Origin of the sequence: Mycobacterium sp. DBP42, from assembly GCF_005924235.1 — a bacterium.
In the GTDB taxonomy this organism is placed as follows: Bacteria; Actinomycetota; Actinomycetes; order Mycobacteriales; family Mycobacteriaceae; genus Mycobacterium; species Mycobacterium syngnathidarum.
Genome location: NZ_VCMY01000020.1, coordinates 59,932 through 74,222 on the forward strand (window position 1 = coordinate 59,932; position 14,291 = coordinate 74,222).

The 14,291-nt window shown below is 66.9% G+C and carries 15 protein-coding genes; 5 read left to right on the top strand and 10 right to left on the bottom strand.

All coding sequences use genetic code 11. From position 1 onward, the window contains the following. Positions 1-23 precede the first annotated feature (23 nt). From E0T84_RS18495 to E0T84_RS18510, 4 genes are read right to left on the bottom strand one after another with little or no spacing between them, the layout of a single operon-like run. Positions 24-494, bottom strand: coding sequence for a TIGR04338 family metallohydrolase (locus E0T84_RS18495; protein ID WP_070186723.1), 471 nt, complete (start codon positions 492-494; stop codon positions 24-26). Beyond that, entirely contained in the window at positions 491-1,234 is a 744-nt protein-coding gene (locus E0T84_RS18500) for a DUF2786 domain-containing protein (RefSeq protein WP_070186722.1), read from the bottom strand. The genes E0T84_RS18495 and E0T84_RS18500 overlap by 4 nt, the downstream gene beginning before the upstream one ends. A 9-nt stretch (positions 1,235-1,243) precedes the next feature. Then, positions 1,244-2,242, bottom strand: coding sequence for a hypothetical protein (locus tag E0T84_RS18505; protein WP_070186721.1), 999 nt, complete (start codon positions 2,240-2,242; stop codon positions 1,244-1,246). Further along, complete coding sequence (locus E0T84_RS18510; RefSeq protein WP_070186720.1) at positions 2,239-3,078, bottom strand: alpha/beta hydrolase; 840 nt, start codon at positions 3,076-3,078, stop codon at positions 2,239-2,241. The genes E0T84_RS18505 and E0T84_RS18510 overlap by 4 nt, the downstream gene beginning before the upstream one ends. A gap of 24 nt (positions 3,079-3,102) precedes the next feature. Here E0T84_RS18510 and E0T84_RS18515 point away from each other — a divergent pair, with 24 nt between their 5' ends. Then, on the top strand, positions 3,103-4,128 hold the full coding sequence (locus tag E0T84_RS18515; protein WP_070186719.1) for a sigma-70 family RNA polymerase sigma factor: 1,026 nt from the start codon (positions 3,103-3,105) through the stop codon (positions 4,126-4,128). A gap of 27 nt (positions 4,129-4,155) precedes the next feature. On the opposite strand, the gene E0T84_RS18520 is transcribed toward E0T84_RS18515, so the two are convergent. Together E0T84_RS18520 and E0T84_RS18525 are read right to left on the bottom strand one after the other, a co-directional pair. Continuing rightward, positions 4,156-5,052 carry a hypothetical protein gene (locus E0T84_RS18520; RefSeq protein ID WP_138745157.1) on the bottom strand — a complete coding sequence of 299 codons (897 nt, stop codon included), beginning with the start codon at positions 5,050-5,052 and terminating at the stop codon, positions 4,156-4,158. 154 nt (positions 5,053-5,206) lie between these two features. Then, positions 5,207-5,698 (bottom strand): VOC family protein, encoded by a 492-nt coding sequence (locus E0T84_RS18525; protein ID WP_138745158.1) that lies wholly within the window; start codon positions 5,696-5,698, stop codon positions 5,207-5,209. A gap of 347 nt (positions 5,699-6,045) precedes the next feature. On the opposite strand from E0T84_RS18525, the gene E0T84_RS18530 reads away from it, so the two are divergent. Both E0T84_RS18530 and E0T84_RS18535 read left to right on the top strand, forming a co-directional pair. Beyond that, positions 6,046-7,044, top strand: a complete 999-nt coding sequence (locus E0T84_RS18530; protein WP_138745159.1) for a TerC/Alx family metal homeostasis membrane protein — start codon at positions 6,046-6,048, stop codon at positions 7,042-7,044. Between the two features lie 87 nt (positions 7,045-7,131). Next, positions 7,132-8,256 carry an NDMA-dependent alcohol dehydrogenase gene (locus E0T84_RS18535; RefSeq protein ID WP_070186716.1) on the top strand — a complete coding sequence of 375 codons (1,125 nt, stop codon included), beginning with the start codon at positions 7,132-7,134 and terminating at the stop codon, positions 8,254-8,256. 58 nt (positions 8,257-8,314) lie between these two features. Here the strand turns inward: E0T84_RS18535 and E0T84_RS18540 are convergent, their stop codons facing one another. After that, a complete protein-coding gene (locus E0T84_RS18540) occupies positions 8,315-8,728 on the bottom strand; it encodes a YkvA family protein (RefSeq protein WP_070186715.1) in 414 nt (137 codons plus the stop codon). 88 nt (positions 8,729-8,816) lie between these two features. Continuing rightward, entirely contained in the window at positions 8,817-9,593 is a 777-nt protein-coding gene (locus tag E0T84_RS18545; protein ID WP_138745160.1) for an SDR family NAD(P)-dependent oxidoreductase, read from the bottom strand. Between the two features lie 72 nt (positions 9,594-9,665). Between E0T84_RS18545 and E0T84_RS18550 the strand changes: the two genes are divergently transcribed. Then, a complete protein-coding gene (locus E0T84_RS18550; RefSeq protein ID WP_171055076.1) occupies positions 9,666-10,385 on the top strand; it encodes a pirin-like bicupin family protein in 720 nt (239 codons plus the stop codon). Then, positions 10,363-11,622 (top strand): sorbosone dehydrogenase family protein, encoded by a 1,260-nt coding sequence (locus E0T84_RS18555; RefSeq protein ID WP_138745161.1) that lies wholly within the window; start codon positions 10,363-10,365, stop codon positions 11,620-11,622. Before E0T84_RS18550 ends, E0T84_RS18555 begins: the two co-directional genes overlap by 23 nt. On the opposite strand, the gene E0T84_RS18560 is transcribed toward E0T84_RS18555, so the two are convergent. Together E0T84_RS18560 and E0T84_RS18565 are read right to left on the bottom strand one after the other, a co-directional pair. Next, entirely contained in the window at positions 11,583-12,893 is a 1,311-nt protein-coding gene (locus E0T84_RS18560) for an MFS transporter (protein WP_138745162.1), read from the bottom strand. The two genes, E0T84_RS18555 and E0T84_RS18560, sit on opposite strands and share 40 nt — an antisense overlap. Then, the gene (locus tag E0T84_RS18565) at positions 12,890-14,254 is read right to left on the bottom strand and encodes a rhodanese-like domain-containing protein (RefSeq protein ID WP_138745163.1); all 1,365 of its coding nucleotides are present in this window, start codon (positions 14,252-14,254) and stop codon (positions 12,890-12,892) included. Before E0T84_RS18565 ends, E0T84_RS18560 begins: the two co-directional genes overlap by 4 nt. Positions 14,255-14,291: the final 37 nt, after the last annotated feature.

The window sequence follows — 14,291 nt, forward strand, 5'->3', positions numbered from 1 at the left end:
TGGCAATGATCGCGTACTCGCGCTCACACCACACCCTCTTTCGCGTACACCATCCGCAAGACCAGGCCGACCTCCGGCCCCATGATCGCCGTGCACAGGTCGATGTGGGTGACGACGAAGTCCGGTCCGTGGGCCGGGTCCGCATGGGTCAGGTGGTGGGCGAGTTCGTGGAGTACCACCAACTCTCGCAGCGCCCAGGCGTCGCGTTCGGGGACGGCGATGACGGCCTTGCCGTCGACCTGCTCGTAGTGCGCCGCCGTGGCTCCCCGACGGGGTCGCACGGCAACCGGCTCAGCCCCGACCCGGGCCAGGACGTCGTCGACGTAGCGCTGTACCGAGTCCACCGACCCGAATTTCGCCTCCGGAGGCAATGTGAGTGAGGTGCCGAAGAAGTCGATGGCGCGCGAACTGTGTTGGGCTGCACGGTCGAACATCGTGCGCACAAACTGCTCCGCGGCGTACACCTTGGCCCGCTGGCTGTCGCGGGTACTCACTGCTCCAGTGCGCCGCGCGCGCCCGAGATTTCCTGCTGCGGCCCCAGGCGCGCTCGCTTGCCTGCGCGGTCACCGGCTCGGCGGGCCGCCGAGGAGTATCCGGCCGACGCACTGGTGGCCCGCCAGGTGCCGCGCGCCTGCGACGCCTGCCGGTAGAAGCTGCGCAGCTCGATATCTTTGTCCCGCAATGCGATTGCCGTACCAGGACGATCATCGCGGTCGGCCTCCTGCTGGGCCTCTTCCTTGGCTTCTGACAGCCGTTGCCCGATGCGGGCTCCGAACGCCAACTGGAAGTTGAGCCGTGCCGTGATGGTCGGTGTTGGACGGTGCGCGCCGGAGGCGATGTAGCTCTCGGAGGCCTTCACCATCTGTAACACCAGGCTGGTGTAGAGCGCGTGGGTGGCGTCGATGTCCTCGGCGAACCCGTAGGCGTAGACGAACGTCGAATTGGACGCGACATCGCACTTCACATCGTTGGCCATGCCGATCACCACGAACAGCTGTACATAGGTGCGCAGGCCCTTGGTGCCTGCCTCCCCGATGGTGACGGTGCGCTGCACCGGCATCTGCGCCTTCGTGCGTTCGGCCGAGTGGGACCGGGCCAGTGCCAGGTCGATGGACGTCGCCGTGGCCAGCCGCTGCGCCGCCGCCATGAACGCTTCGGCCTCGTGGGTGTTGTCGGTGCCCTCAGCCTGACGCAACAGTGCTGCGATCCGTGCCAGCATCTTGTCGTCGCTCACGCGACAAACCTAGCCATCGGCACCGACAAACTTGTCGATCGCAGCCACCACCTGCGGCGACAGCGATCCGGGCTTGCCGTAGTTGGCGATGCTGTCCGTCGGATCGTCGCGCAGGACATGGTTGACACCTTTGAGCTCGACGACCGTGAGCGCGGTGTGCCGCAGCGCGTCGATCAGCGGACGCTCGATCTCGCAGCTGGCCTGGGAGTCGGAGTCCGAGCAGGTGAGCAGCACCGGCATACCGTCGGGCAACGCGGCAGCGAGCCGCACGGGATCGATCTTGTCGGCTTCGACGATGGCGTTGAGGTTGTCCTTGTTGACGATCGCGCTCAGGCCCTCGGGGAGGTCGGCGGGCACGGTGCCCTTGGTACGGATCTCGTCCACGGCACCGAGCCAGGCGGTGAGCACCTCGGGGGCGGCTCCGGCGCGCACGCGGTTGGTGATGATGTCCAGGTAGCGACCCGACAGCGGTTGCAACAGCGCCAGCGAATGCACTTTCGGATCGCCGGCACCGGCCAGGGTCATGGCGTGGATGGCGCCCTCGCCCACCGCGTAGATCGACAGCTTGGCGGCATCGGTGTCCGGCCGGCCGGCCAGGAACCGCAGCGCGGCGGCCGCCCCGCTGGTGTAAACGCCGCTGACCACCTCGGCGGGTTTCTTCTCGTAGGGTCCGAGTTTGGTCGCGCCGGTACCGATCTTGTCGTAGCGCAGGCTGGCAACGCCCTTGTCCGACAACGTTTCTGCGAGCTGACGCATGTTGCCGATCGGTCCGACGACCTTGTTGTCGCCGTTGCGGTCGGTGGGTCCGCTCTCCGAGATCAGCAGTGCGGCCGGGCCGGCCACGTCCCGGTGCCGATAGCTCCCGTGGATCGTGAGCCCGTCGGCGTCGAACGTGACATCGGTGTCGGTCCACGACGGCTGATCGCCGCCCGCGGACTCCTTCGACGGTTCCGACCCGCAGCCGGCCACCAGCAACACCGAAAGCGCCACCGCCACAAGCTTTCTCACAGATGCGTCTCGATCCAGGTCGTCACGTCGTCGAGGACAAGCTCCTTCTCCGGCTCGTTGAACACCTCATGGAACAGGCCCGGGTACACCTTGAGGTGCACGTCTGGCGACCCCACACATTCCACGAGATGGCGGCTGCCCTCGGCGGACACCAGGCGATCCTTCTCACCGTGCACCACCAGCAGTGGCGCGGTCAGCGCCGAGGCGCGCTGCGGCATGGTCTCGCCCACGATGATCAGCGCCCGGGCGATGCCCGCGGGGACCTTGCCGTGCCACACCAACGGGTCGGCCTTGTACGCGGCCACCACCTCCGGATCGCGGGATACCGCGTCGACGTCGAGATTCTCCACCGGCAGCCCGGGGGCGATCTTGCCCAGCGCCTTGGCCACGACCGCCAGGGCCGACGACACCGCGGCCTGTGCGGCCACCGCGGGGCCGGACAGCACCATCGCGGTGTATTCGTCGGGGTACTCGACGCCGTAGCTGAACACGATGCCGCCACCCATGCTGTGTCCCAGCACCAGACGCGGCAGGCTCGGGTACTCGGTGGCGGCGATACCGACCAGGGTGTGGAAGTCGCCGACGTACTCCGACATGTCCCGCAGGTACACCCGCTTGCCTCCGGAGCGGCCGTGACCGCGGTGGTCGAGGGCATAGACCACCAGCCCCGCCTGCCCGAACCGCTGCGCGACGTGGTGATACCGCCCGGCGTGCTCACCGAGACCGTGGGAGAGGACGACGACGCCCCTCGGCGCGACGTCGGGCGTCCATACGTCGTAGACGATGCGGACCCCGCCGACGCCGTCGAAAGTCTGTTCACTGCGCGTGCTGGTCACCTTGGCGAGCGTATTCGATCGAAGTTGTCGGAGGTGCTGCGTAAGCTCGCGAATGTGACGGTCCTCGCCCACCGCCTCGATGACGACAGCCCGGCCGATGCATTCTTGGCCGAGGCTCAGCGCTATCGCCGTGAACTACTGGCCCACTGCTACCGGATGACCGGCTCGCTGCATGACGCCGAGGATCTGGTGCAGGAGACCTACCTGCGCGCCTGGAAGTCCTACGAGGGCTTTCAGGGCAAGTCCTCGGTGCGCACCTGGCTGTATCGCATCGCCACGAATACGTGCCTGACGGCGCTGGAAGGCCGGCAGCGCCGCCCGCTGCCGTCGGGCCTGGGCAATCCGAGTTCGTCGCCCACCGACGAGATCGCCGAACACCACGAGATCCCCTGGCTGCAGCCCCTGCCGGATTCTGCCGCGGACCCGGCCGATCCGAGCACGATCGTCGGGACCCGCGATTCGGTGCGGCTGGCATTCGTGGCGGCGCTGCAGCATCTGTCGGCTCGTCAGCGCGCGGTGCTGGTGATGCGTGAGGTGTTGCAGTGGAAGGCCGCGGAGGTGGGCGAGGCGATCGGGGCGTCCACGGCCGCCGTCAACAGCCTGCTGCAACGAGCCCGCGCCCAGCTCGACGCGGTGGGCCCCAGCCAGGACGACGAGATCGCCGCGCCGGACTCCCCGCACGCGCAGAACCTGCTGCGCAACTACATGGCGGCGTTCGAGGCCTACGACATCGACAAACTGGTCGAGCTGTTCACCGCCGAGGCGATCTGGGAGATGCCGCCGTTCGACAGCTGGTACCGCGGGCCACAGGCCGTCGGCGACCTGGCCCGGTACAAGTGCCCGGCCGAGGAGCCCGGGGACATGCGGTTCATCGCGACGAGCGCCAACGGCCAGCCCGCCGCGGCGATGTACATGCTCAACCGCGAGACAGGCGTGCACGAGGCGTTCCAGCTACACGTCCTCGAGGTGCGCCCCGGCGGCATCTCACATGTGGTGGCGTTCATGGAGTTGGAGCTGTTCGAGAAGTTCGGGCTGCCGGTGGCCCTCTAGGTGTCTCCATAGCCATCGAGTGGCCACTTAAGCCACGCAGTCACTCAGATTCTGTGCGATAACTGGCCACTGAGCACCGCGAACCCGCAGCGCCGCACACGCTCGAGCGACGATCACGTGCGGGCGGCGATACAGCAAGTCCGCGCCGACCCGAACGATCAACCAGCCTTGTGCCGCCAGTTCGGCGTAGCGGTCGATGTCGTTGGCCCGGACCTGAGGATCCGTCCAGTGCTGCGCACCTTCGTACTCGACCCCTACCTTGAACTCCTCGTAGCCCATGTCGATTCGTGCGTACTTCCTGCGGCCGAAGTCGCCGCGCACCACGATCTGGGTAGTGGGCTTGGGAAGTCCAGCGTCGACCAAGATGAGCCGAGTCTCGGTTTCTGGAGGTGATTCGGCACCACCGTCCATCAGGCGTACTACGTCGCGCAGCTGCTTTAGCCCACGGACGCCGGGGTGCCGGTCGATAAGCGATTCAACGTCGGCAGGGCACACGCCGGTCGCTTGTGCGAGCGCGTCCGCCCGGATCACCGCGGCATTCCGGCCGACGCGGCGGCCCAGGTCGAACGCGGTACGCGCAGGAGTGGTCACGAGCACGCCGCCGCGACTGCGCGTCTCACCATCAAGGAGCTTGTCCCGGTGAATCAGGATGCCGTCGACTGGCTTGCCGTTGCGGCGATACAGTTCGGCCGGCTCCGCCGCGGCAATCCACTGGGTGCCGTAGAGCGCAGCTGCCGAGAGACCGGCCATCGTGGCGTTTCGCCCGGACCACAGCCAGGCCGCCAAAGCGCGGGTTTGTGCCGTCAGCTCAGCGTCTTTGGCGAGGTAGACGTTGCGATACACCGCGTCGTACCGGCTTGCCAGGGTTCGTCTGGTCACCGAACCCGACGCCAAGGCCTCGGTTCCCAGGAAAGGTCTGCCCATGGGGCCACGGTGTCGGCAGCCCACGACGCGAAACCCATACGTGAGGCAGCAGGTTCGGCCGACTGTGAATGGATCCCACGCTGTGGACAGCACCGAGTGGCCAGTTATGGCACGTTGTCCGGCCACTGGCGTCGCATAAGTGGCCAGTCGCAGGCTAGGAACCCTTGTAGGCCGCCTGCAGCTCGGCAATGTTGAACTTGCCGACCGTCTTGAGCACCGCCGACATCAACCGGGAGTCAGCCTCGGGGTCGCCCTTGCCCAGCAGGTCGTAGTACTCGGTCGGGGTGATCTGCCAGGCCAAACCGTATTTGTCTTTGAGCCAGCCACACGGCAATTCCTCGCCGCCCTCGACCAGCGCAGCCCAGACCTGGTCGAGCTGCTCTTGGCCGCTGACGCGCACCTCCAGGGAGATGGCTTCGTTGAAGGTGAACTGCGGGCCACCGTTGATGCCGACCAGGCGCTGTCCGGCCAGCTCGAACTCGACCACCACGGGCACATCTTGCGGAGACGGAGAATCGGGATGTGAGGAGATGGTGTTGAGGATGCGGCCGTTGCCGCCGAACGCGGTGATGTAGTGCTGGGCGGCTTGTTCGGCCTCCCGGTCGAACCAGAGGTTGGGGACGATGCTGGCTTTGATTTCGGTCATGGTGTGATGACCGGCTTTCGGCGCCCAATTCATCGCACGCATCGGCATGGGTTTTCGGGACCGCGCAGGGCGGTTAACCTGGAGAACACGGAAGGGGAGTACCCCTGACACTGCGGGTCGTCATCTCGGCTGCGAACGCCCGGCCCGCGGGGCAAACGCCGGGGAAGACCTTCGTCGGACGAACTCGGCGGAGGTGCGTCGTGAACATCGACATTCTCGAACTGATCGCTGTTCTCGGGGTCATCGCATGGGGCGGTGCTTTGGTCTTTTTCATCGGCAGGGACGTCGTGCGGTGGAAGCACCATCACGGCTGGCTCCACCACCAGCACCACTCGCACGGATGATCGGTGCGCAGCATCGATTCGATTGGCTCTCCGGCCCTATGGCTCATCACGGTAGGGGCGGTCATTGCCCTGCTTGCGGTGGACTTCGCCCTGACCCGACGGCCACACGCGGTCACCGTCCGCGAGGCGGCCGGGTGGTCGACGTTCTATGTTGCGCTCCCGTTCTCGTTCACCCTCTACGTGTGGGGCGCCCACGGTGGCGGCAGCGGTCTCGACTACCTGACCGGGTACCTCGTTGAGAAGTCGCTCAGTGTCGACAACCTGTTCGTGTTCATAGTGCTGCTCGGCGCGTTCGCTGTACCTGCCGAGCTTCAGCAGCGAGTCCTGCTTTACGGGATCGCCGGCGCTCTGTTGCTGCGAACGGTGTTCATCGTGCTTGGCGCTGCGGCTATAGCGGCGTTCGACGAGGTGTTCCTGCTCTTCGGGATGATCCTGGTGTTCGCCGCGGTGAAGTTGTTGTGCGCCGCGCGCGGCGGGCAAAGCCGCGAGATCGACATCGCGCGGCTACGTAGCGTCCGCGCGCTACGACGGATCGTGCCGGTCACCGAACGGTACGAGGGTCCGCGGGTGTTCGGCCGGGTCGGCGGTCGCCGGGCGATCACGCCGTTCGCGGTCGTGGTGGTGGCAGTGCTGACAACCGACGTGGTGTTCGCAGTGGACTCCGTCCCGGCGGTGTACGGGATCACCGGTGACCCGTACCTGGTGTTCGTCACGAACGCGTTTGCGCTCCTCGGGCTCCGGGCGCTGTACTTCCTGCTGCACGGGGCATTGGACCGGCTGGTTTACCTCGACTACGGATTGGCGGCTGTGCTCGGCTTCATCGGAGTGAAGCTGGGACTGCACTGGGCCCATGGGGTGTGGCCGACAGTGCCGCAAATTCCGACCCTGCTCTCGCTCGCGGTCATCCTGGTCGTCCTGGCCGTTACAGTGGGCGCGAGCGTCCGCCGCAACCGCATCCGCAAGCCCGCCCACGCCCACGCCCACGCCCACGCCCGCCGATGAGTCCGGCGACGAATAATAGCCTGGGAACCGCGCAGGTCAGAGACTGGTTACTGACGAGTTCTAGAACGTGTTCTATTATCGCCTCCCATGAAGACCAAAGGCGCCCTGCTGTGGGAACTCAACTCGCCATTCAAGGTCGACGAGATCGACCTCGGCGACCCCGTCGCCGACGAAGTACAGATCCGGATGCATGCCGCGGGCATGTGCCACTCGGACTACCACCTGACCACCGGTGCCACCCCGATGGCACTGCCGGCGCTCGGCGGCCATGAGGGCGCCGGCGTCGTCACGAAGGTCGGCAAGAACGTCACCGGCATCGAGGAGGGTGACCACGTCATCCTCGCGTTCATCCCCGCCTGTGGTGAGTGCCCGCCCTGCCTGAAGGGCTTCCGCTCGCTGTGCGATCGCGGCGCGGTCCTGCTCGGCGGCAAGGCCATCGCCGACGGCACCAACCGCATCCACGCCGGTGGCCACGAGGTGTCGCCGATGAACCTGCTCGGCACCTTCGCGCCGTACATGACCGTGCACAAGGACTCCGTCGTCAAGATCGACAAGGACATCCCGTTCGAGACCGCGGCCATCATGGGCTGTGCAGTGCCGACGGGCTTCGGTTCGGCCACCAACGTCGCCGACGTCAAGCCCGGTGAGACGGTCATCGTCGTCGGCGTCGGTGGTATCGGCATGAGCGCACTGCAGGGTGCGGTGATCTCCGGCGCCAAGCACGTCATCGCCATCGACCCCAACGAGTGGAAGCGCGAGCAGGCCATCAAGTTCGGCGCCACGCACGTCTACCCGTCAATGGCCGAGGCCATCGCGCCGGTGATGGAAACGACGTGGGGCCTGATGGCGGACAAGGTCATCATCGCCGTGGGTGAGATGAAGGGCGAGTACATCGAAGAGGCGATGATCCTCACCGCCAAGACCGGTACCTGCGTGGTGACCGGCATGGGCTCGATGATGGACGCCGACGTCAAGCTCAACCTGTTCTTGTTCACCATGCTGCAGAAGACGTTGAAGGGCAACATCTTCGGCGGCGGCAGCTCACATGTGGAGACGCCACGGCTGGTGGCGCTCTACAAGTCGGGGCTGCTCAACATCGACGACATGGTCACCCGGACCTACAAGCTCGAAGACATCAACCAGGGTTACCAGGACATGTTGGACGGCAACAACATTCGTGGTGTCATCAAGTTCGACGAGTCGGACTGGTAAGCACCGCCGCACCAGACCCAAAACCCCCTTTCAGCGTCGAAAGGGGGTTTTGCGTTGTTCAGCGGGTAAGGCCCGTCAACCGCACCAGAACGTCGAACCCGTCGTCGGTCCCGGGCCAGTGCGCCCGCACGGCCGCCAAACCGGCATGCCGCACCACGCTGCGCAGCACCAGGGTGACGATGATGGCGTCGTCGGCATAGCCGAGCACCGGTATGAAATCGGGGATCACATCGATGGGCAGCGCCAAATAGACGACCAGCAGTGCCAGCCGAACGCGCACGCCGCGGGGCAGCGACTTGTCCGCGGCCAGCCGCGGGATCAGCCGCAGCAGGTCGGGAAGTATCCGCAGCGCTTCGGTGAGCAAGTTTCCGCGGGGCCGCATGACCAGCAGCGCGACGACGAGAATCAGCCAGCTCAGCAACAGTGCTGCCCCGAGGCCGATCAGCGCACTGATCCACCAGTTGTCGGCCACAGAAGAATTCTGCCGAACAGACGCAGAACTGCCCCTTTTCGCATGGAAAAGGGGCAGTTCGATGTGTGCTCGCGAGTGAGGCGACGGGTTACTTGGGTGGCATCCGGATGCCACCGTCGACGCGGACGACCTCGGCGTTCATGTACGAGTTGGTCAGCAGCTCGACGACCATCGAGGCCAGTTCGTCGGGCTTGCCCAGCCGGTGCGGGAACAGCACCGACTCGCCCAGCTTGGCCTTGAACGCCTCGGAGGCTTCGCCCTCACCGTAGATCGGGGTGTCGATCAGCCCGGGGGCCACGGTGTTGACGCGAATGCCCGCTGCGGACAGATCGCGTGCCACCGGCAGGGTCAGGCCGACGACACCACCCTTGGACGACGAGTAGGCCGCCTGGCCGATCTGGCCGTCGAAAGCCGCGACGCTGGTCATGTTGACGATCGCGCCACGCTCGCCGGTGTCGGTGAACTCGTTGCGGCTCATCGCGGTGGCGGCCAGCCGGATGCAGTCGAACGTGCCGACCAGGTTGATCGCCAGCACCTTCTTGTAGGCATCCAGATTGTGCGCCGACGCGAACTCGCCGTCCTTGCCGATGGTGCGCTGGGCCCAGCCGATGCCGGCCGAGTTCACCAGTGCGCGCAGCGGGCCGAGCTCGCCGGCCTTGTTGACCGCGGCCTCGATCTGCTCGGTGTTGGTGACGTCGACGCTGACGAAGGCGCCGCCGATCTCCTCGGCGAGGGCCTCGCCCTTATCCGCCTGCAGGTCAGCCACGACAACGCGGGCTCCCTTGGCGGCCAACTGGCGGGCAGTCGCCGCGCCGATACCTGATGCGCCACCCGTGACGATGGCGCTTGCTCCGTTGAGTTCCACGCCCCACACACTAAGCCCCGCGCTTAACCGATCCACCGGTTGGTCAGCTAAGGCCGTCGGTAGGCTGGCGCCATGGCTTCCGGGACGTCCATGGTCGATATCCGACGCGCGGACGACCGTGGTGCGAGCACCACCGACTGGCTGCAATCACGGCACTCGTTCTCCTTCGCCGACTACTACGACCCGGCCAACACCCACCACGGGCTGTTGCTGGTGAACAACGACGACATCGTGGCGCCGGCTGCCGGTTTTGACACCCACCCGCACCGGGACATGGAGATCGTCACCTGGGTGCTGTCCGGGCAGCTGGCGCACGCGGATTCGATGGGCAACTCCGGGGTGATCTACCCCGGGCTGGCGCAACGGATGTCGGCGGGCACCGGTGTAGAGCATTCCGAGAAGAACGGATCCGACAGCGAGCCCGTGCATTTCGTGCAGATGTGGGTGCTGCCCGATGCCGCCGGGGTGACACCGAGCTATCAGCAGCAGGAGATCGAGCTGGCCGACACGTTGACGCCGATCGCCTCCGGTGCCCGCGAAGCTGCGGTCACGCTGCACAATCGCAACGCCACGCTGTACGGCGCCCGCCTGCGGCCCGGCGGTTCGGCCGAGTTGCCCTCGGCCCGCTACGTCCACCTCTTCGTCGCGCGGGGGTCCGTCACCTTGGAGGGCTGCGGGCCGCTCGCCGAGGGTGACGCCGCCCGGCTCACCAAGTCGGGCGGACGGGTCACGGCCGACACCGACGCCGAAATCCTGGTCTGGGAGATGAATGCGGGTCTGGGCGGCGCGTAGCGCGATCGCACTCGCCACCGCGGCCTCGCTGGCCGCGTGCGGGACGCCGCCCGAAGCCGGGCCGCCGCCGACGCCATCGCCGTCCAGTTCGCAACGGCCAGCTGCGGGCCTGGCATCGGTGCTCCTACAGGTGCCCGATCGATTCGCCCAGGCGCCGCTCGACGAGCCTCGTCACGCCCTGATTCCCGCCGGCTGGACCATCGAGGTGATCGCGCGGGTGCCCAAGGCCAGGATGGCGGCGTTCGCCCCGGATGGTGCGCTGTTGATATCGGTGCCGGCCACTGGGCAGATACTGACCGTGCGCCCCGACCAGCGCACACTGCTGGACGGCCTGGAGCAGCCGCACGGTCTCTTCTTCGCGGGCCCGACGCTGTACGTGGCCGAGAGCAACCAGATCGACGCCTACGACTACGTCGACGGGCAGGCACTCAACCGCCGTACCGTCGCCGGTGGCCTACCCGATGCCAAGAGCCCCGATCTGCATGGCGCTTATGCCCATGCGCTCAAGAGCGTGGTCGTGGGATCTGATGGCGCGGTGTACTTTTCGATCGGCTCGACGGGCAACATCTCAGCCGAGGACCGCGACGCCTCCCCGCCGCGGGCCACCATCATGCGGGTGCCGCCCGGCGGCGGCCCGGCGGCCCCGTTCGCCACGGGGGTGCGCAACGGCACAGGTCTGGCACTCGCCCCGGATGGCGCGCTGTGGACCGCGGTGAACAACCGGGACAACGTGGCCGATCCGCACGGCCGGGTGCGGCAGGCCTATGTGGACGACCATCCGCCGGAATCGGTTGCGAAACTGACTCCGGGACGCGAATTGGGTTGGCCGTATTGCAATCCCGACGGCCCGCCACCGGCCGGGTTCATCCGGGACATGCAGACCAACGCCGACGGCGCCCAGATGGACTGTGCGGCGCTGGCGCCCGTCGAGCAGACGCTGGGCGCACATTCGGCCCCGCTGGGGATGAGTTTTGCCGAGCTCCCCGGCTACGGCCCCGGCGCCTTGGTCGGGGTGCACGGGTCGTGGAACCGGCGGTCGCCGCAGGCGCCGGAGGTGTCGTTCTTCGGTTGGGACGACGGCACATTGGGTCCGCAGCAGACCCTGGTGGGCGGTTTCCAGGCCGACGACGGCACCCGCTGGGGCCGCCCGGTGGCAGCAGTAACCGGCCCGGACGGCGCGGTGTACATCACCGACGACTACGCCGGCGCGGTGTATCGGCTGGCACCACCGGCCTGACCACCGGTATGAAGGCGTGGGCGATCGGTGATCCACCGGGCCGCCAGGAGACCCGAGACGGCCGTCAGCACCCCGGCCGCGGCCACGGCGGACTCCAGGCCCAGCCAGTTGGCCATCGCCCCGGCGACCAGTGCGCCGATGGCGTACCCCGCATCGCGCCAGAACCTGTAGGTGCCAAGTGCATTGGGCCGCCAGCTCGGGTGGGCATGATCGGAGACCACGGCGATCAGGGCCGGGTACACCATGGCGGTGCCTATCCCGAGAGCGATCGCCGAGGTGACACCGGCCAACAGTGGCCAGTTCAGCAGCGCCAGGGCCAACCCGAACCCACCGGCCTGGACCAGCATTCCGGCTACGACCAACGGCTTGCGGCCGATCCGGTCGGCGAGATGGCCGGTGGGGATCTGGCCGAGCCCCCACAACAGCGGATAGAGACCCTTGATCAGGCCGATGGCGGCCAGGCCGAGCCCGTGATCGGTGAACAAGAGCGGGAACACACCCCAGGTGAGGCCATCGTTGAGGTTGTTGATCAGGCCGGCCTGACTGGCACCCCGCAGGCTGCGATCACCCCAGCTGGTGCGCGCGAAGATCGTGCGCAGACCGCCATCGGCAGCAGGTGCCGGATGTGGGTGGCGCTCCAGTTCAAGGTCGACGTGTGCCGCGGTATCCCGCACCACCAGCGACAACCCCAGCCCGGCCGCGACGAACACCACGCCGATCAGCTCGGGGGCTGGACGCAGCCCATAGGTGGTAGCGAGATATCCGGTCAGCAGCGCGGTGGCACCTACCGCGACGTAACCAGCGGCCTCGTTCAGGCCGGTGGCCAGTCCCCGCCGCTCGGGACCCACCAGATCGATCTTCATGTTGACCGTCATGGACCAGGCGAGACCCTGATTGAGGCCGAGCAGCACGTTGGCGGCAACGATCCAACCCCACGAAGGGCCCCACGCCAGCATGAACGGAACGGGGAGGCCGACCGCCCACCCCGCCAGCAGCAGGTGCTTACGGCGGAACCGGGCGGTCAACGCCCCGGCGGCCAAGTTGGTGAGCGCTTTGGTCACCCCGAACGCGATGATGAACGAAAACACCGCCAGATCATTTGTCAGTCCGAAGGTTTCGGACCCGATCAGCGGAACCGTGGTCCGTTCCAGACCCACCAGAGCCCCGACGCAGACGTTGACAATGACCAGAAGGGTGAATTGCAGCCAGTTTTCCCGCAGTCCGAGTTCGACCCGGCGAGTCGGCGACGCCTCGGACACAGGCCTCTTCATCGGCCGCTGCGCATGTCTCGACCATGCGCGTCGGCGTAGTCCCCGGGCCCACCATCGAGCACTGACACGTCCGTAAGCCCGTGTTGGCGAAGCACACTGGCCGCCGTCATCGCCCGCTCCCCATGCCCACACGCGACGATGACGCCGTTCGGCACGTCGGTCGCATGAGCGGGCAGCGCTCCGAGTTCGATGTGAAGAGACCCCGCGACGTGGCCGGCGGCATATTCGCCCTCTTGCCGGACATCGAGATAGGGCGCGTCCGGGAGCCGGTGTGCAGGAGCGAACGGCAGGTGGTGAGCCGGCTCACCCGCGGCCAGCCACGCCTCGATTCCACCGACGAGCCGCCCGGCCAGGCGCTCATAGCCGATCTTGTAAGCCTGCCAACCGATTTCCGAAAGGTCCTGACCGTCGTCGGCGATGATCACCAGGGGCACTGAGTCTTCGACCAGCCAGCCCAGCCAGGTGGCGAACTGGTCCCGCAACGGGATGGACAGGGCTGCGGGAACATGACGTTCGGCAAATGCGGCCGGCGCCCGCACGTCGATCACGGCGGCGCCGGCGGCCAACAGCGCTTTCACCCGATCGGCGTCCAGATCCTCGAGCACCGGCGCACCGGACATCACGTCCGCACCTTCTCGGTTGCGTTCACCCAACCGAGAGAAGTAAGTGGGGTAACTGCCGATACTCGCCAAGAGCAGTAAGGCGAAGCTGTCCTCATCTGTCGCCGAAAGCAATGGATTGTCGCGTTTTTGGGTGCCGACGGTGGTGATGCGCTCTGCACCCGGCGGTGCCGAGCAGAACGATCCGGCGCCATGGGTGGGCCATACCGCAACCTCGTCGTCGAGCGTGGCCAACCGCTGCAACGACCGATATTGCGCTCGGGTGAGTTCCATGGTCCGGCCGGCGCCGAGCAGATCGGTGCGGGCCGCCGATCCGACTATCAGGGACCCTCCGGTGAAGACGCCGAGTTCGCAGCCGTCCTCGGCGAGCACGAACGACAGGTGCTCATCGGTGTGCCCCGGTGTCGCCATGGCGCGCAGGCTCAGCCCACCGAGGTCAACCTCGTCGCCGTCGCGCAGACCGGTGTGCTCGAACCGGCGCCCACCGGCAGCCGACGCCAGGATCGTCGCGCCGAGATCGTGGTGCAGTTGCACCGCGCCGGACAGAAAGTCGGCATGTAGGTGAGTGTCGGCGGCGAACGCCACGGCCAGCCCGCGGGCGTCGGCGGCCCGGTGCAGGGCCCGCAGGTCCCGGCTCGCGTCGACGGCCAGGGCCCGGCCGTCGCCCAGGTCGACCAGGTAGGAGCTGTTGCCCAATCCGTGGTCGACCAGCGGAATCAGGTCTGATCCGGTGAAACCCATGCCACAACTCTACGTTATTCCATGAAATTATGGAATA